Here is a 16,881-nt window from a genome sequence, read left to right as displayed (position 1 = left end):
CCCCTCTGGGCCGCCGATTGCCCGAACTGCATCGGCGGCCGCTTTTTTCCAGACAAAAGCTGCCTTGCGGCCGCTCCCCGCTTCAGTCCAGATCGGTGATTGCCATGGCAACCTTACATACCCGCTCCTCCGCGCGCCTGATGATTGCGCCCTCCGTGCTGCTGCTCTTTGCATGGATGATCGTCCCGCTGGCGATGACGATCTATTTCTCGCTGCTGAACTACAATCTGCTCAGCCCCGGCATGGAAAGCTTCGTCGGTTTTCTGAATTATCAGTACTTTCTGACGGATCCGGCCTTCTTCGCCGCGCTGATCAATACGCTGCTGCTTGTCGCCGGCGTGTTGTTGATCACCGTCATCGGCGGCATCGCCTTTGCGCTGCTGCTCGACCAGCCGATGTACGGCCAGGGCATCGTGCGCATCCTGGTGATTGCGCCGTTCTTCGTCATGCCGACGGTGGCAGCACTGGTCTGGAAGAATATGTTCATGAACCCGGTCAACGGGTTGTTTGCCCATCTTGCCAAGGCGCTCGGCCTGCAGCCGATCGACTGGCTGGCCAATGCGCCGCTGTTTTCCGTCATTCTGATCGTCGCCTGGCAATGGCTGCCCTTTGCCACCTTAATCATGCTGACGGCGCTGCAGTCGCTCGACGAGGAGCAGAAGGAAGCCTCCGAGATGGACGGCGCCGGGCCGATCTCGAAGTTCATCTACATCATCCTGCCGCATATGGCGCGCGCCATCACCGTGGTGATCCTGATCCAGACGATCTTCCTGCTTTCGGTCTTTGCCGAAATCCTCGTCACCACCAATGGCGGGCCGGGCACCGACAGCACCAACCTCACCTATCTCGTCTATGCCCAGGCGCTTCTCCAGTTCGATATCGGCGGCGCATCGGCCGGCGGCATCGTGGCTGTTATCCTCGCCAATATCGTCGCGATCTTCCTCGTCCGCCTCGTCGGCAAGAATCTGGAGGCTTGAGATGGCCAGAAAAGTCACAACCAAGCGCAAGCTCATCGTCACCGCGATCGCCTGGACTCTCGGCATCCTGATCTTCTTCCCGATCCTGTGGACGTTCCTGACCAGCTTCAAGTCGGAAGCCGACGCCATCGCCTCGCCGCCGCAGTTCCTGTTCTTCCATTGGACGACCGAGAACTACGCCGAGGTGCAGAGCCGGTCGAACTATCTCGGCCACTTCATGAACTCGGTGGTCATCTCCTTCGGCTCGACGCTGATCGGCCTGATCATCGCCATTCCGGCCGCCTGGGCGATGGCGTTTTCGCCGACCAAGCGGACCAAGGACGTGCTGATGTGGATGCTGTCGACCAAGATGATGCCGCCGGTCGGCGCGCTGATCCCGATCTATCTGATGTTCCGCAATTTTGGCCTGCTCGACACGCGCACCGGCCTGGTGATCGTGCTGACGCTGATCAACCTGCCGATCATCGTCTGGATGCTCTACACCTACTTCAAGGAAATCCCCGGCGAGATCCTGGAAGCGGCGCGCATGGATGGGGCGTCGCTGATGAAGGAGATCGTCTACGTGCTGACGCCGATGGCGGTGCCCGGCATTGCCTCGACGCTGCTCTTGAACATCATCCTTGCCTGGAACGAGGCGTTCTGGACGCTCAACCTCACCGCCTCCAAGGCAGCACCGCTGACGGCCTTCATCGCCTCCTATTCCAGCCCCGAGGGCCTGTTTTACGCCAAGCTCTCGGCGGCATCGACGATGGCGATCGCGCCGATCCTGATCCTTGGCTGGTTCAGCCAGAAACAACTCGTCCGCGGCCTGACCTTCGGCGCTGTGAAATAATATATAAAAGGGAGAGAAACATGGGCAGCATTACCCTTCAGAAGGTTTCCAAGGTCTTCGGCGAAGCCAAGGTCATCCCTTCGATCGATCTCGACATCAAGGACGGCGAGTTCGTCGTCTTCGTCGGCCCGTCGGGCTGCGGCAAGTCCACGCTGCTTAGGCTGATCGCCGGGCTCGAGGATGTCTCCGGCGGCAAGATCGTCATCGACGGCAGGGACGCCACCGAAAAGGCGCCGTCTGAGCGCGGCCTTGCCATGGTGTTCCAGTCCTATGCGCTCTATCCGCATATGAGCGTGCGTAACAACATCGCCTTCCCGCTGAAGATGGCGGGCGTCGACAAGGCCGAGATCGACCGCAAGGTCAGCGATGCCGCCCGGGTGCTGAACCTCACCGATTATCTCGAACGCAAGCCGCGCCAACTGTCCGGTGGCCAGCGCCAGCGCGTGGCGATCGGCCGCGCCATCGTGCGCCAGCCTTCGGCCTTCCTGTTCGACGAACCGCTGTCGAACCTCGATGCGGCGCTACGCGTCAACATGCGCCTCGAAATCAGCGAGCTGCATCAGCAGCTGAAGACGACGATGGTCTATGTCACCCACGACCAGGTCGAGGCGATGACCATGGCCGACAAGATCGTCGTCCTGAACAGAGGCAATATCGAGCAGGTCGGCTCGCCGCTCGAACTCTACAGCCGTCCCCGCAACCTCTTCGTCGCCGGCTTCATCGGATCGCCCAGGATGAACTTCATCACCGGCCAACATGCCGCCGCGCTCAACGCCCATACCATCGGCGTCCGGCCCGAGCATGTGCTGCTGTCGATGGAAAGCGGCGAGTGGAAGGGCAGGGTGGTGGTCGCCGAACATCTCGGCTCCGACACCTTCCTGCATATCGATGCCGATGGTATCGGCATGCTGACGGCGCGCGGCAGCGGCGACTTCGCCGCCAAAGCGGGCGATACGGTCTTCCTGACGCCGGACCGTTCGCGTATTCATAAATTCAACGAGGGCGGCCTTGCCATCTGAGGCAGGCGGCCGGGCTGGGGGCAGGCATGCGAGCCGAGCGATGGCGCCCGGCCGTCTCGGCAAGACCTTCAAGAGGACTGAAACATGACGTGCAAACTATCGCTGGCAACGCTTTCGGATGTGGCGCGCACTGCTGCCATCCCTGGATATGACAGGGCGTCGCTGAAAGCCGGCATCGTGCACTTCGGCGTCGGCAATTTCCACCGTGCCCACCAGGCGATCTATCTCGACGATCTCTTCAACGCAGGCACGGATCACGACTGGGCGATCGTCGGCGCCGGCGTGCTGCCGTCGGATGCGGCGATGCGCGAAAAGCTTGCGGCGCAGGATTTCCTGACGACGGTGGTCGAACAGGACAACAACAAGACGGCGGCGCGCGTCACCGCACCGATGATCGACATCCTGCCGGTCGGCGATGCCGCTGCGATCATCGCCAGGCTTGCCGATCCCGAAATCCGCATCGTTTCGATGACGATCACCGAGGGCGGTTATTTCATCGATGCATCAGGCACGTTCAATCCGGCCCATCCGGCGATCGCCGCAGACGGAGAGAACCCCAACGCGCCGAAGACGGTGTTCGGCCTGATCGTCGCCGGTCTGAAGGCGCGCAAGGACAAGGGCATCGGCCCTTTCACCGTCATGTCCTGCGACAACATTCCCCATAATGGCATCGTCACCGCCAATGCCGTCGTCGGCACGGCGGCACTTTCGGACCCTGCCTTTGCCGACTGGATCCGGGCGAATGTCGCCTTCCCGAACGGCATGGTCGACCGAATCACGCCGGCGACCAGCCAGCGCGAGATCGATTTCCTCAGGGACAATTTCCAGATCGAGGACAGTTGGCCGGTCTATTGCGAGGAATTCAAGCAATGGGTGCTCGAGGATAAGTTCACCGCCGGCCGGCCGGCGCTGGAAAAGGTCGGCGTCACTTTCGTTGCCGATGTGACGCCTTACGAGCATATGAAGATCCGCATCCTCAACGGCGGGCATGCCGCGATCGCCTATCCGGCGGCGTTGATGGACATTCATTTCGTTCATGATTCCATGGAAGACCCGCTGATCCGCGCCTTCCTTGCCAAGCTCGAGAAAGACGAGATCATTCCGATCGTGCCGCCGGTACCGAACACGTCGCTGACGGATTATTTCGCGCTGATCGAACATCGCCTGCTCAATCCGAAGATTGCCGACACCATTCCGCGTCTGGCGCAGGACGGCTCGAACCGCCAACCGAAATTCATCCTGCCGTCGACGCTCGACAATCTGGGTCAGGGCAGGGACGTCGTCGGTCTGGCGCTGGTTTCGGCACTCTGGTGCCGTTATTTCGCCGGCAAGACCGACAGTGGCAAGGATATCGTCTTCAACGACGCGAGCGCAGAGCGCCTGCATGCGGCGGCGCTGAAAGCCAAGGACGATCCGTCGGCCTTCCTTGTCTTCGACGATATTTTCGGCGAAGTGGCGAAATCCGAACTTTTCCGCAAGCGTTTCGCTCATGCTCTCAAAACCCTGTGGGAAAAGGGCACGCGGGAGACGCTGCAGCTCTATCTCGACGGCAAGCTCGCAGTGTAAGGAATCTGGATGGCGGTCACTGCCGCCATTCATCCGGCCTTGCGAGTGAAGCGGGACGGCAACGCGTCCGAATTGAACTCAGGTTGGGTCTTCCATGGCTGATGCTGAAACACGGCTAGTGATCTTCGACTGCGATGGCGTACTCGTCGATAGCGAGCCGATCTCGATCAGCGTGCTTGTCGAGGCGATGAACGATCTCGGCGTCTCGATCACCGAGGACCAGGCCTATGAGCGTTTTCTCGGCCGCAGCCTGTCGACCCTCATCGATACGCTGGAAACCGAATTCAACGTCCATGCCGACGAGGAATTCCTCGAGCGTATCCGCATCGAACTCTACGCCCGTTTTCGCACGGAACTGAAGCCGATCGACGGTATCGCCGCGGCGATCGACGGGCTTGGCGTTCGCTGTTGCGTTGCCTCCTCCAGCCAGATGGAACGAATCCGGTTGTCGCTATCGGTGACCGGGCTTCTCGACAGGCTGCCCGACATCTTCAGCGCAACGATGGTCAAGCGCGGCAAGCCGGCGCCCGATCTCTTCCTGCATGCGGCGCGTGAAATGCAGGTCGAGCCGGCTCATTGCCTTGTCGTCGAAGACAGCCCGGCCGGCATTGCCGCCGCCAAGGCGGCAGGCATGACGGTCTTTGCCTTCACCGGCGGGTCACACGCAAATTTCACCGGATATCGTGCCGAACTCGACCGCCTTTCGCCTGATGTGGTGTTTGACGCCATGCCGGATTTGATACACCTTGTCCGCAACCATAAGCTGGACGGGACCAAGACTTGATGCGTGATCATGTGGTTGCGGTGGATATCGGCACGGGCAGCGCGCGTGCCGGCGTCTTCGATGCACGCGGCCGTCTGCTTGCCAAGGCCGAGCATCCGATCGTGATGAACCGGCCGCGCGAAAACCATGCCGAGCATGATTCCGAAGACATCTGGTCGGCCGCCTGCATGGCGGTGCGCAGGGCGATGGAGCAATCCGGCATCGCCGCCGCCTCGGTCGGAGCGATCGGCTTCGACGCCACCTGTTCGCTCGTCGTCCGTGACCGCGAAGGCCGGCAGCTCAGCGTTTCCACAGGCGGCGACCGGCGTTTCGACACGATCGTCTGGCTCGATCACCGGGCGCTGAAGGAAGCCGATTTCTGCACGGCGACGGAGCACAGGGTGCTCGAACATTCCGGCCACGTGATGTCGCCGGAAATGGAAATGCCGAAGCTGATGTGGCTGAAGAAGAAGCTGCCCGCCACATGGGAGAAGGCCGGTTACTTCTTCGATCTCGCCGATTTCATGACGTGGAAATCGACCGGATCGGCCGCCCGTTCGCGCTGCACGCTGACGGCGAAATGGAACTATCTCGCCCATCTCGAAAAGGGCTGGCAGCAGGATTTCCTGGAACGAATCGGCCTCGAGGACCTTCAGGCGCGCGGCCACCTGCCGGATGAGACCACGCCTGTCGGAGACAGCGTCGGCCGGCTTACCGAGGAAGCGGCGGAAGCGCTGGGGCTGACTGTGGACTGCCGTGTCGCCGCCGGGATGATCGACGCCTATGCCGGCGCACTCGGCGCGCTCGGCGGCTATGCCGCTGATCCTGTCAAACGCGAGCACCAGCTGGCGCTGATTGCCGGCACATCGAGCTGCATCGTTACCTTCTCGCGGGAGCGCAAGCCAAGCCATGGCATGTGGGGTCCCTATTACGAGGCCGTCTTCCCGCAATCCTGGCTGGTGGAGGCCGGGCAATCGGCGACCGGCGCGCTGCTCGACCACATCGTGCGCATGCATGCGGCCGGCGGCGAGCCGACGGCGGCGCTGCATCAGAGGATCGTCGCGCGTATCGCCGAATTGCGGGCCGAGAAGGGCGATGCCTTCGGTGCGCGGATCTTCGTGCTGCCGGATTTCCATGGCAACCGTTCGCCGCTCGCCGATCCGCATGCGGTCGGCGTCGTCAGCGGACTGACGCTCGATACGTCCTTCGACGGGCTCTGCGCGCTTTACTGGCGCTCTGCAGTGGGGATTGCGCTCGGCATCCGCCATATCCTGGAAATGATGAAGGCATACGGCTACATGACCGATACGCTGCATATCGCCGGCGGACACGTGAAAAACCCGGTGCTGATGGAGCTTTATAGCGATGCGACCGGCTGCAAGGTCGTGGTGCCGAAGATGAACGAAGCGGTGCTGCTCGGCACGGCGATCGCAGCCTCCGTCGCCTGCGGCTTGTACAAGGATCTGGCGGCGGCCGGCGAGGCGATGTATCCGGGCGCCGACGAACGGCTTCCCGACAAGGCGAAGCAGGCGCTCTACGACCGCGACTACCGCCGTCTTCTCGCCATGCACCGGCACCGCGCCGAATTGGAAACGATGCAATAGAGCGGCGCGCGGCGCTCCATCACTTTAAATCTGCGCATGATCCTTTTAAAATTAGTGGTTCGCCGTCTCGCCGAGGACGGTCGCGAACTCCATCATGCGGCGGCGGCGAAGTGCCGCCTCTTCTCCGACTTGGAGGATGACGGATTCCGACAGGCAATCGAGCAGCGCGATCAGCGGCGGAAGATTGTCGAGATCGGGGGCACGAGCGGGCGGCAGAGGTAGCATGACGTTCGACTGGTCCGCCATCCAGTCCGCTTGCTGCGGCGAAATGAGCACGACCTTATAGCCGTAGCGCCTCGCCGTTCTGGCAAGCAGCCGCGCCTTGGCGAAGCGGCGACAATCGATGATGACGAGCAGCGCGTCGTCGACCGCCAGCCGGGCGAAGAGTTCCGCAAAACGGTTGTCGGCGGCGTCGAGCGTGCGCACGCCGTCGCGGGCTTGCGTCAGCCGCTGGCAGAAATGATTGGCCAGGCTTGCGAGCCGCGCATGAGTGGCGATCGACACTTCGCGGGCAGTGCTGATCATCCCGACGGCTTCCGACCAGTTCGGTTGCGCCGTCAGATGATAGATATGATGGAGGGCCTGGATCTGTTCGGCAACCAGCACGGCGAGCGGTTTGCCCTCCGCGGCGTCGGCATGCAGCTCGCTCATGGCGCTCTGTAATTGCGCCGGCGATGTCGTCACGGTCTCGCGAATCTCCACCTTGACGCTGTCCAATCCCTGATAACCGAGCGAGCGCAGGAAGCGCCCGACGGTCATCGGCGAGAGATCCAGCCTGTCGGCAACGGACGCAGCCGTCTCGAACGGCAGGTCGTTCAGATGTTCGGTGAAATATTTCGCGATACGGCGCTCGGCCGGTGTGCCGGTTTTTGCGTATTGCCTGAGTTTTTGCACAAAGTCTTCCACGGTAGCCTCCCCATCTTCCTCAGAGGCGTTCCGTGGATGCGCTGTTGCGACCCCTTGTCTTTGCAACTATTTCGGAAGCTGCTTCTCAGGCCCGTGCGTATTTCATATATGTCACAATATTATATTAGTATTTAGTTTTCGACAAGTTTTCTATTACTGAATGCAATTTTATTCTCTCTTGTCGGTGGCCTGCCTCTTCCCTACATCTTCGGCGCAACCGGAGACGCCTGAGACATGATTCTTGACGCCGCTCGACTTTCGCTCGCCAATCTGTTCGCCTCGGAAACACGTTCTGTCTTCTGGAAGGTGCTCGGCCTGACGATCCTCGTGCTTGTCGGACTCTGGTTCGCGCTGCGCGGAGCCTTCATGGCCTTTCTCTTTCCCTGGCTCACGAGCTTCTTTCCCGATATGCCTGATTGGGCGGGGTGGTTCGCTCTCATCTTCGCAATTCTCGCCGGTATTGGCCTTGCTCTCATGCTGGCGCTGCTGCTGTCGCCGGTCACGGCGCTGATTGCCGGCCTGTTTCTCGACGACGTCGCCGATGTCATCGAAAAGCGCGACTATCCCAAGGACGCGCCGGGCACCGCCATGCCACTCGGTCCGGCGATGGCAAGCTCGATCAAGTTCCTCGGTGTGGTGATCCTCGGCAATATCCTGGCATTGCTGCTGCTGTTCATACCCGGCGTCAATCTGGTCGCGTTCTTTCTGGTGAACGGCTATCTGCTCGGACGGGAATTCTTCGAATTCGCCGCCATGCGCTTCCGTTCGCCGGATGAGGCGCGGCTCTTTCGCGCCAAACATGCCTCCACCGTCTTTCTCGGCGGGCTGATGATCGCCCTTTTCCTGGCGATCCCGATCGTCAATCTTCTGACGCCGCTTTTTGCCGCCGGCATGATGGTGCATCTGCACAAGTTGGTTTCCGCTAAGGACACCGGTTTGCGTGCCTAAGACTCAAGCGGGCAGGGCGGAGGTGTCGTACATCGCCGCGAATTCGGCGCTCGGCGGGATCGGCTTGATGATGTCGATCAGCACGCCGTTCGGATCGGCGGTGATGAAATGCCGCTGGCCGAAATCCTCGTCGCGGATTTCTCTCAGAATTGGCAGGCCGGCGCTCCGGCAGGCTGCATAGATCGCATCGACATCGCCGACCTCGAAATTGAGGAGCAGGCCGGACACCCTGCCGCGGGCTATGGCCGGGATGGTCTCATGGCTGCCGTCAAGGATGGCAAGCGCGATATGCTCCTCCTCTGCCGATTGCAGGTGAACATACCAGTCGCTTTCGAACAGAGCTTTGAAGCCGAAATGCGTGCAATAGAAGCTGGCGGTGCCGGCAACGTCGTCGGTCATCATGACAGGATAATAGCTCGTCGATTTCATCTCGTTTCCTCCTTTTAATTTACATACAATCTGTATGTTTTTGACTATTAACATACATTCAGTTTGTATGTAAAGAGGTGTGCATGAGCCGCAGCAATCGCGAGAGAACGGAGCAGACGAGACAGGCACTGATCGATGCCGGTCGACGTCTCTTCGTCGAAAAAGGTTATGCCGAAACCGCGACGCCGGAGATCGTCACGACGGCGGGAGTGACGCGTGGCGCGCTCTACCATCATTTTGAAGACAAGAAGGCGCTATTTCGGGCGGTTATCGAATGCGAGGCGCGCGCGGTGGCCGCGGCGATCGAGGCGCGCTCGGCATCCTGCGACGCGCCGCGTGCCATGCTTATCGCCGGCGCCTCGGCCTATTTCGATGCGATGATGGCGCAAGGGCGCACCCGGCTGCTGCTGATCGAGGCACCTGCCGTTCTCGGCCCGCTGGCGAGTGCGGCGATCGATGCAGAGAATGCGGAAGCGACGCTGCGGGCAGGGCTTGCAGCGATGCTTCCAGAGGCCGGCGCTATGCTCGAACCACTGACGTCGCTGCTATCGGCGGCCTTCGATCGCGCGGCGATCGCGATCGAGGTGGGCGCTGAAAGGCGGCATTACGAGCAGGCGATCGCTGTCCTACTCGACGGCCTCGCCGATCACCTGCGGCGGTAGCTCGACCAGCGGCGCCGGCACATCCCAACTCTTCTCCGGCGATTTGCAAAGGTCGGCGATGATACACCGCTCGCATTCGGGCCGGCGCGCCTTGCAGATGTAGCGGCCATGCAGGATCAGCCAGTGATGGGCGTGATAGAGGTAATGGTTCGGGATCACCTTCATCAGCCGCACCTCGACCTCGTCGGGCGTCTTGCCGGGGGCAAGCCTGATGCGATTGGCGATGCGGAAGATGTGCGTGTCGACGGCCATCGTCGCCCGGCCGAAGGCCATGGAAAGCACGACATTGGCGGTCTTGCGGCCGACACCCGGCAACCTCACCAACTCGTCGCGGGTCTCCGGCACCTTGCCGCCGAATTGGTCGACCAGCATCTGCGAGAGCGCGATGACGTTTTTCGCCTTGTTGCGGTAGAGGCCGATCGTCCTGATGTGGTCGCGCAGCCGCTCTTCGCCGAGATCGAGCATCTTTTCCGGCGTGTCGGCGACCTTGAAGAGCGCGCGCGTCGCCTTGTTGACGCCAACATCGGTCGCTTGCGCCGAAAGCGCGACGGCGACGACGAGCGTGAAGGGGTTGGTGTGCTCGAGCTCGCCTCTCGGTTCCGGCCGCTGCACCGAGAAGCGGCGGAAGATCTCCTCGCGCTCGGCCAGCGAATAGGCCGTGCGCACCGCTGCCGCCGGTTTGCGGCGGGCGATCACATTCGCGTCCTGCGGCGTCTTAGTAGCGGATTTGAGTTTCGGATTCGCCATGGAAACTCTATAATCGGCAGCCATGATGGAAAGCAACGCCGACAGCTTCAATGAGCAGCCTGTTTTCGCTGCCGAGCTCTTTCCCCACCGGTCACTTGGCCGCCGGGGCTTCAAGGTGCTGCTTGCCCTTTCCGGTGCCGTCTGCTTGCTCTACGGCACGTTCTTCATCGCGACGGGGGCCTGGCCAATCGGCTTGTTCTTCGGAGTGGATTTTCTGCTTCTTTACGGCGCCTTCTGGCTGAATTACCGCTCCGGGAAAGCGCGCGAACAGGTGTCGGTATCGCGCACGGACGTGTCGGTGCGCAAGTTTGCGCCATCGGGACGGATGGTGGAGCATCATTTCAATCCGTTCTGGACGCGCTTCCTCGTTCGCCGGCACCAGGAAATCGGCATCCTTTCCATGCATATCTTCGGCGAAGGCCGGCGCACGGATATCGGCTCCTTCCTCAATCCTGATGATCGCGAAAGCTTCGCAAAGGCTTTCAAGGGAGCGCTGGCGACGGTCAAGCAGCGGATCTGAGCCTATCCGGCGGATGCGCAAGAATCGGGTGGTTTGCTCATCCCCACTTGACTATCTCCTTGTTACAAGGAGAAAGACGATGAATATGATTGCCAACCTGCAGACAGACATCACGCCTGACGGTCCTGATTATGACATTGTCCGTCGGGTAATCGAACTCATCACCGAAGATTACCGCGACCAGCCTTCGCTGGAGGCGATCGCGGCGCGGCTCAACCAGTCGCCGACCCAGCTGCAGAAGACCTTCACCCGCTGGGCCGGGCTGTCGCCCAAGGGCTTCCTGCAGGCGGTGACGCTCGACCACGCCAAGCGGCTGCTGCGCAAGGAAGACATGCCGCTGCTCGAGACCTCGATCGAGGTCGGCCTTTCCGGGCCGAGCCGGCTGCACGATCTCTTCGTCACCCATGAGGCGATGTCACCCGGCGAATGGAAGGCCAAGGGCGGCGGTCTCACTATCCGCTACGGTTTCCACATCTGCCCCTTCGGCGTGGCGCTGATCATGGTGACCGACCGCGGCCTTGCCGGCCTTGCCTTCAGCGATTCCGGCGACGAGAGGGCCTGCCTCGAGGATATGACCTGCCGCTGGCCGAACGCCTGTTATGTCGAAGACCTCCAGGCGACGGTTCCCTATGCCGCCCGCATCTTCGAGCCCGGCAAATGGTCCTCGGACCAGCCGCTGCGTGTCGTGCTGATCGGCACGGATTTTCAGGTGAGCGTCTGGGAAAGTCTGCTGAAAATCCCGTTCGGCAAGGCCGTCACCTATTCCGATATCGCCAACGATATCGGCCGGCCGACGGCGCAGCGCGCCGTGGGTGCGGCGGTCGGGGCAAACCCGATCTCCTTCGTGGTGCCTTGCCATCGGGCGCTCGGCAAGAATGGCGCGCTGACGGGCTACCATTGGGGCCTCACCCGCAAGCGGGCGATGCTCGGGTGGGAATCGGCGCACGCCTGAGGGGATTTCCGGGCGGAGCGACGTGTCGCCGCTCATCGCTCCGGCACTTCTGCCCGTTGGGGAGAAGACGCTGGCAGTGATGTCTCGGCCAGTTCCAGTAACGCCCGGGCAGCACTTTCGTCGGTGATCAGCGTGTTGCAGCCGATGCGCTTGATCGTCGCGCGAATGGCGACGGCCCGATGGGCGCCGCCGGAGGAGAGCACGATATGCTTTGCCTCCTTCAGCGTGTCGAGATCGACGGACATCACGCGCCGATTGATCGAGTGGTCGACCGAATTGCCGTCCTTGTCGAGAAAGTTGAACATCGTGTCGCAGACGCAGCCGGCATCGATCAGTTCCTGCAGCTCGGCCTTCGAGATCCAGCCCTCCGACAGCGAGGTCGAATGCGGGCCAATATCGCCGCAACTGACGATCGCCAGATCAAGATTCTCGGCGAGGCGGTAGATCGTATCCAGCCCGCATTTCTCAATCAGATTACGCTTGGTCTCGATGGAATCGACGAGAAGCGGCGCCAGAAACATGAAGCATTCGGCGCCAAGCTGGTTTGCCAGCCGCCATGTGTAATCGATCGGGTTCGTCTGGTGCACGGCAACGATGCCGCCGAGCAGCGAGACGACCTTGCAATTGGCGCGGCGCGGCGGCCGGAAGCTCGACAGCGAGGCGGTCATGGTGCGGCCCCAGCCGACGCCGATGGTATAGTCGTCAGGGATGGCTTCGGAGAGGAACTGGCCAAGCGCCAGGCCGACATTTTTAGCCAGCGAATTGACGTCGCCATTGACCGTCGCAGGGACGACGATCGCCTCGTCGAGGCCGTAGGCGCGCTCCAGCTTCACCGAAAGTTCAACGCAGTCGCCGATCGAGTCGTTGATCCAGATCTGGACTTCGCTGCGTTTCATCGCCTCGTCGAGCAGGCGGATGACGGTGGTGCGGCTGATGCCGAGCTGCTCGGCGACGTCCTTCTGGGTTAAGCCCTCGTTGTAATAGAGCCAAGCCGCCCTTAGCCGCAGCGAGGATGCCTCGGAATAGGCCGTGTGCGTGCCGCGTTTGAGCTTGACCACATCTCCTCCGCACGATTTCCTGCCCTAGATCCCTCACAGAATGAAAGGCCTTAGCGACGCTTTTGTTGCCGGGGATAATGACGGGTGTGACACTTATGTCAATTGAAATGCACAAATGTCCTTGACTTTTCGTTAGGCGAATGGCGATAGTCCGGGTGACACACGTCGTTCTTGTCCGTCCGAGGAGGACATAGTGCGGGCATGCCGAAAGTCACGACCGGCCTTCCAGCCGCAAGCGGCATCGCTTGCGTTTGAGCAGCCGTCCGTTCGCGGCCGGAACACGGCCACTGTCCTTCACGTTTATGAATCATCCGCGACGGATGCGCGCATTTTCGCCTGCAGCATGCAAACAACCTGTCGGTAGATCACCTTTGCCCGGCGGAACGCGCGCCGGTCGCAGCCCAAGTTCAACAAGGATTATTGACCATGACATCCAAGCTTGACCAACTTCGCGAGATTACCACCGTGGTCGCCGATACCGGCGACATCGAAGCCGTCGCCCGCCTGAAGCCGGTCGATTGCACGACGAACCCGAGCATCGTGCTCAAGGCTCTCGGCACGCCGATGTTTGCCGACGCCATCAAGGAAGCCGTCGCCTGGGGCAAGAAGCAGGGCGGCAATCCGGAAGCCGTTTCTTCTGCCGTCGCCGATCGTCTCGCCATCTCCGTCGGTGCAGCCCTGGTGAAGCTCGTCCCAGGCCGCGTCTCGACCGAAGTCGACGCCGATCTTTCCTTCGATACCGAGGCTTCGCTTGCCAAGGCGCGCGCAATCATCGCCGCCTACAAGGATCGCGGCATCGGCCAGGACCGCATCCTCATCAAGCTTGCTTCGACCTGGGAAGGCATTCGCGCCGCAGAAGTGCTGCAGAAGGAAGGCATCGACTGCAACCTGACGCTTCTCTTCAGCAAGGCCCAGGCGATCGCCTGCGCCGACGCCAAAGTGTTCCTGATCTCGCCCTTCGTCGGCCGCATCCTCGACTGGTACAAGAAGTCGACCGGCAAGGACTACACCGCCGAGGAAGATCCGGGCGTCGTCTCCGTTCGTGAAATCTACAACTACTACAAGGCGAACGACATCAAGACGATCGTCATGGGCGCCTCCTTCCGCAGTGCCGGCGAAATCGAAGCCCTTGCCGGCTGCGACCGCCTGACCATCAGCCCGAACCTGCTCGACGAGCTGGCCAAGGATGAAGGCAAGCTGGAGCGCAAGCTCTCGCCGGAGAGCCGCAAGCCGGACCCGAAGGTCTCGGTCGACGAGAAGACCTTCCGCTGGATGATGAACGAAGACGCGATGGCGACGGAAAAACTTGCCGAAGGCATCCGCGCCTTCGCCAAGGATCTGGGAACGTTGCGCACCATGGTGCAGAAGGAACTGCAGCTCGCCGCCGCCTGATAAGGCACGGCATGCAATCGAAGGCGCGGCTGCCGGCTGGCAGGCGCGCCTTTTTCGTGCTGTTATCAAGGGCATATGCTGTCGGAGACCGATATGGCGGATGAGGAACGGGCAAATTCGCTGATGGCATTTGCCTACAAGCATGCGAGCTTCATCATCGCCGTCCTTGCCGGACTGGTGGTCTTCTTGGCTGTAACCTCGCGTGAGGTCAGCGCCGGCAACATTCTGTTCGGCTGGAATGTCAGCGCCGGCGTTTTTGTCGCTCTCAGCTGGCGCAAGATGCTGCGGGCCACGGTTGAAAGCATCCGGAAACGTTCCGAGGATCTCGATTTCTCCGACACCGTCCTGCTGGCTCTTTCGATCGGTGCCGCACTTGCCAGCGTTGCCGGCATCGGCCTCGAGCTTCATTCGATCAAGGAGGCGGCACCTGATGTCGCGCTGGCACGGGCAGGTGTTGCGGTTCTGACGATCCTGATCTCCTGGATCTTCCTGCACACGCTCTTTACCATCCACTATGCCCATTATTTCTATGGCGGAGCCGACGAGGAGGGCGGGCTGAAGTTTCCGGACGGGATCGAAGAGCCCGGCTACTGGGATTTCCTCTATTTCTCCTTCACCATCGGCGTTGCCGCACAGACTGCGGATGTCGCGGTCAGTTCGACCAGCATGCGCAAGCTGACGCTGCTGCATGCCGTGCTGTCGTTCCTGTTCAATACGACGATCCTGGCGCTTGCGATCAATGTCGGGGCGAGCCTGCTATAATGCGCCTTGCCATGAGCGGGCTAACCACCCGCTCTTCAAACCGGAGGGTATGATGGAAAACGCCTCAAGCCGGCCCCGACTGGCCGATCTCATTCTTCTCCTCGGCAGGCTCTTGCTGTCGCTGATTTTCCTGCACGAAGGTTGGACGCTCGCGGCAGATATGACGGCGACTTTCGACATTTTCGCAAAACTGGGGCTGTCGGCGCCGGTGGCACTTGCCACCATTGCCCTTCAGATCGGCGCCGGCCTTTCCATCGCGACAGGCTTCCTCAGCCGGCTTGGCGCATTGGCGCTGGCGCTCTTCTGCCTGGCGACCGCCTTTCTCTTTCACACGAATTTTGCGAGCCAGAACGAACTGCTGCACTTCGAGAAGGACCTGGCGATTGCCGGCGGCATGTTCGTGCTCTCGGCTTCCGGTGCGGGATCGATATCGATCGACAAGCTGCTGAGAAAGCAAACAAACAGAATGCATCCGTGGCTCAGGGCGGCGTTGTCGTAAACCTGCACCGAGGTCCGGCCACCCCGGGCTGAGTTTTGCGAGCGCTCCCTGGCGCAATAAAACCGAATAAAACCGAACAAACAGAAGCGTCGATGCGGGCTACACTTTTGGCGACAAGTCAGGAGTGTGCCAGTGATGTCTTCCGCGCAAAGCAATCAGCAAAAGCCAATTCTCGTCTTTCTCGGAAAAGACGCTGCCTGCGATATCGTCTCGAAATTGAATGAGAGCGGATATGTCGCGGCGGCTGTGTCCTCGGTGCCGGAGCTTTTCGACGCCTTGCGTTCGGACCGATATTTTCTGGCCGTAACGATGCGATCGGATATCGATATGGTCCGAAATATCAAGCCGATACCGGTCATCAATCTGGAGGTGTTCTTCCATACTGTCCAGTCGGCCACGAAGTCCGTCCGCTCCTCTAAGGAGTTCGACAGCGACGCATTTCTAAGAAGGGTCGCGGCCCTCACGGAGTCGAGGACAGGCAGGATTGATGCGGTCCAAAAAGCCGCGGCTACGAAGGAGACGTCGATTGCAGGTGCGGCGAGGGCATCTCGGTGGCGTGCTGCCACATCTCTTCTTTTAAGTCGCCGTTCCACATCAAGCGCGGAGCGGGCTGAATAGACGTGGCCGAATTTTCATCGCCGACGCGCCGCGTTCCCGACGGAGCCTATCGGCATCTTTCTACCGGGTTTCGTCGGCTTGAAAGCGTCATTCCGAAACCAGAACTTTTTACGTGGTGCGGGTGTCTTCTCATGTTTCAGTTGCTAGGCGCAGCGTCGGCAAGCGGATATATCATCACGCTATTGTTCCTGCTCGTGGCGATCGGTCGTCTCGCCAGAAACGGTCTCGATAGATTCACCGCACGGCTTCCGAAGCGCTCGGCGTTGAAGCATTACACGACGGCGATCGTCTCTCTGGTGTTCTTTTGCCTGCTGGTCGTTCGGATGTGTTTCATCGCCACCGTCATCATCGACAGCGCCATCCAAGGTGACAAGGTGGAAATCAGCGGCGATCCCGAAAGCCAGTTTTGACGCCGGACCCCGTGTCGAAAATCCTGCAACATATCTCAACATTATCGAATATAGCATTGCACGACACTTGATATGCTGAAGGCGGAGCCGCGTCGGCGGCGACAGATCGTGTGGTGCCTGAACGCTGGGGAGATTAACCACTGCGGTTGACAGTGGCCGAGCCCGCCTGACTGAGACACGGTGAAACGTGGTAATTTCGCGCCGAGGGGCATCTCCC

Annotated in this window: 19 protein-coding genes; 15 read left to right on the top strand and 4 right to left on the bottom strand. The window is 60.8% G+C overall.

Features of this window, described 5'->3' with window-relative positions; translation table 11 throughout:
* Positions 1–104: 104 nt before the first annotated feature.
* From RL_RS21740 to RL_RS21715, 6 genes are all read left to right on the top strand, one after another.
* Positions 105–977 (top strand): carbohydrate ABC transporter permease, encoded by an 873-nt coding sequence (locus tag RL_RS21740; protein ID WP_017989489.1) that lies wholly within the window; start codon positions 105–107, stop codon positions 975–977.
* A gap of 1 nt (position 978) precedes the next feature.
* The gene (locus RL_RS21735; protein ID WP_011653613.1) at positions 979–1,809 is read left to right on the top strand and encodes a carbohydrate ABC transporter permease; all 831 of its coding nucleotides are present in this window, start codon (positions 979–981) and stop codon (positions 1,807–1,809) included.
* Between the two features lie 20 nt (positions 1,810–1,829).
* The gene (locus tag RL_RS21730) at positions 1,830–2,828 is read left to right on the top strand and encodes an ABC transporter ATP-binding protein (RefSeq protein ID WP_011653612.1); all 999 of its coding nucleotides are present in this window, start codon (positions 1,830–1,832) and stop codon (positions 2,826–2,828) included.
* An 84-nt stretch (positions 2,829–2,912) separates the two neighbouring features.
* Complete coding sequence (locus RL_RS21725; protein ID WP_011653611.1) at positions 2,913–4,394, top strand: mannitol dehydrogenase family protein; 1,482 nt, start codon at positions 2,913–2,915, stop codon at positions 4,392–4,394.
* Positions 4,395–4,488: 94 nt separating this feature from the next.
* A complete protein-coding gene (locus RL_RS21720; protein WP_011653610.1) occupies positions 4,489–5,178 on the top strand; it encodes an HAD family hydrolase in 690 nt (229 codons plus the stop codon).
* A complete protein-coding gene (locus RL_RS21715; protein WP_041936475.1) occupies positions 5,178–6,761 on the top strand; it encodes an FGGY-family carbohydrate kinase in 1,584 nt (527 codons plus the stop codon). The genes RL_RS21720 and RL_RS21715 overlap by 1 nt, the downstream gene beginning before the upstream one ends.
* A gap of 51 nt (positions 6,762–6,812) precedes the next feature.
* On the opposite strand, the gene RL_RS21710 is transcribed toward RL_RS21715, so the two are convergent.
* Entirely contained in the window at positions 6,813–7,667 is an 855-nt protein-coding gene (locus RL_RS21710) for a MurR/RpiR family transcriptional regulator (RefSeq protein ID WP_011653608.1), read from the bottom strand.
* Positions 7,668–7,901: 234 nt separating this feature from the next.
* Here RL_RS21710 and RL_RS21705 point away from each other — a divergent pair, with 234 nt between their 5' ends.
* Positions 7,902–8,615 carry a sulfate transporter family protein gene (locus tag RL_RS21705; RefSeq protein ID WP_011653607.1) on the top strand — a complete coding sequence of 238 codons (714 nt, stop codon included), beginning with the start codon at positions 7,902–7,904 and terminating at the stop codon, positions 8,613–8,615.
* 3 nt (positions 8,616–8,618) lie between these two features.
* Here RL_RS21705 and RL_RS21700 read toward each other — a convergent pair whose 3' ends face one another.
* Positions 8,619–9,044, bottom strand: coding sequence for a VOC family protein (locus RL_RS21700; RefSeq protein WP_011653606.1), 426 nt, complete (start codon positions 9,042–9,044; stop codon positions 8,619–8,621).
* A gap of 83 nt (positions 9,045–9,127) precedes the next feature.
* Here RL_RS21700 and RL_RS21695 point away from each other — a divergent pair, with 83 nt between their 5' ends.
* Positions 9,128–9,706 (top strand): TetR/AcrR family transcriptional regulator, encoded by a 579-nt coding sequence (locus RL_RS21695; RefSeq protein ID WP_028742343.1) that lies wholly within the window; start codon positions 9,128–9,130, stop codon positions 9,704–9,706.
* Here the strand turns inward: RL_RS21695 and nth are convergent.
* Entirely contained in the window at positions 9,671–10,477 is an 807-nt protein-coding gene (nth, locus tag RL_RS21690) for an endonuclease III (protein ID WP_011653604.1), read from the bottom strand. The two genes, RL_RS21695 and nth, sit on opposite strands and share 36 nt — an antisense overlap.
* Here nth and RL_RS21685 point away from each other — a divergent pair.
* Entirely contained in the window at positions 10,476–10,973 is a 498-nt protein-coding gene (locus RL_RS21685; protein WP_011653603.1) for a DUF2244 domain-containing protein, read from the top strand. The two genes, nth and RL_RS21685, sit on opposite strands and share 2 nt — an antisense overlap.
* Before the next feature lie 79 nt (positions 10,974–11,052).
* Entirely contained in the window at positions 11,053–11,925 is an 873-nt protein-coding gene (locus RL_RS21680; RefSeq protein WP_024322943.1) for a methylated-DNA--[protein]-cysteine S-methyltransferase, read from the top strand.
* A 32-nt stretch (positions 11,926–11,957) separates the two neighbouring features.
* Here RL_RS21680 and RL_RS21675 read toward each other — a convergent pair whose 3' ends face one another.
* On the bottom strand, positions 11,958–12,983 hold the full coding sequence (locus RL_RS21675) for a sugar-binding transcriptional regulator (RefSeq protein WP_011653601.1): 1,026 nt from the start codon (positions 12,981–12,983) through the stop codon (positions 11,958–11,960).
* A 426-nt stretch (positions 12,984–13,409) separates the two neighbouring features.
* On the opposite strand from RL_RS21675, the gene tal reads away from it, so the two are divergent.
* The 5 genes from tal to RL_RS21650 all read left to right on the top strand — a co-directional run bounded on the left by tal (position 13,410) and on the right by RL_RS21650 (position 16,664).
* Entirely contained in the window at positions 13,410–14,375 is a 966-nt protein-coding gene (gene tal / locus RL_RS21670; RefSeq protein ID WP_028742341.1) for a transaldolase, read from the top strand.
* A gap of 93 nt (positions 14,376–14,468) precedes the next feature.
* The gene (locus RL_RS21665) at positions 14,469–15,137 is read left to right on the top strand and encodes a DUF1345 domain-containing protein (protein WP_011653599.1); all 669 of its coding nucleotides are present in this window, start codon (positions 14,469–14,471) and stop codon (positions 15,135–15,137) included.
* Between the two features lie 49 nt (positions 15,138–15,186).
* Entirely contained in the window at positions 15,187–15,636 is a 450-nt protein-coding gene (locus tag RL_RS21660) for a DoxX family protein (protein ID WP_011653598.1), read from the top strand.
* A gap of 126 nt (positions 15,637–15,762) precedes the next feature.
* Positions 15,763–16,254, top strand: coding sequence for a hypothetical protein (locus RL_RS21655; protein ID WP_011653597.1), 492 nt, complete (start codon positions 15,763–15,765; stop codon positions 16,252–16,254).
* Between the two features lie 131 nt (positions 16,255–16,385).
* Positions 16,386–16,664, top strand: a complete 279-nt coding sequence (locus RL_RS21650; RefSeq protein WP_041936474.1) for a hypothetical protein — start codon at positions 16,386–16,388, stop codon at positions 16,662–16,664.
* Positions 16,665–16,881 lie beyond the last annotated feature (217 nt).

The sequence above is a fragment of the Rhizobium johnstonii 3841 genome (genome assembly GCF_000009265.1).
GTDB classification, from domain to species: Bacteria; Pseudomonadota; Alphaproteobacteria; order Rhizobiales; family Rhizobiaceae; genus Rhizobium; species Rhizobium acaciae.
The sequence above is the reverse complement of the archived record's forward strand: the minus strand, read 5'-3'. Positions and strand labels throughout refer to the sequence as shown.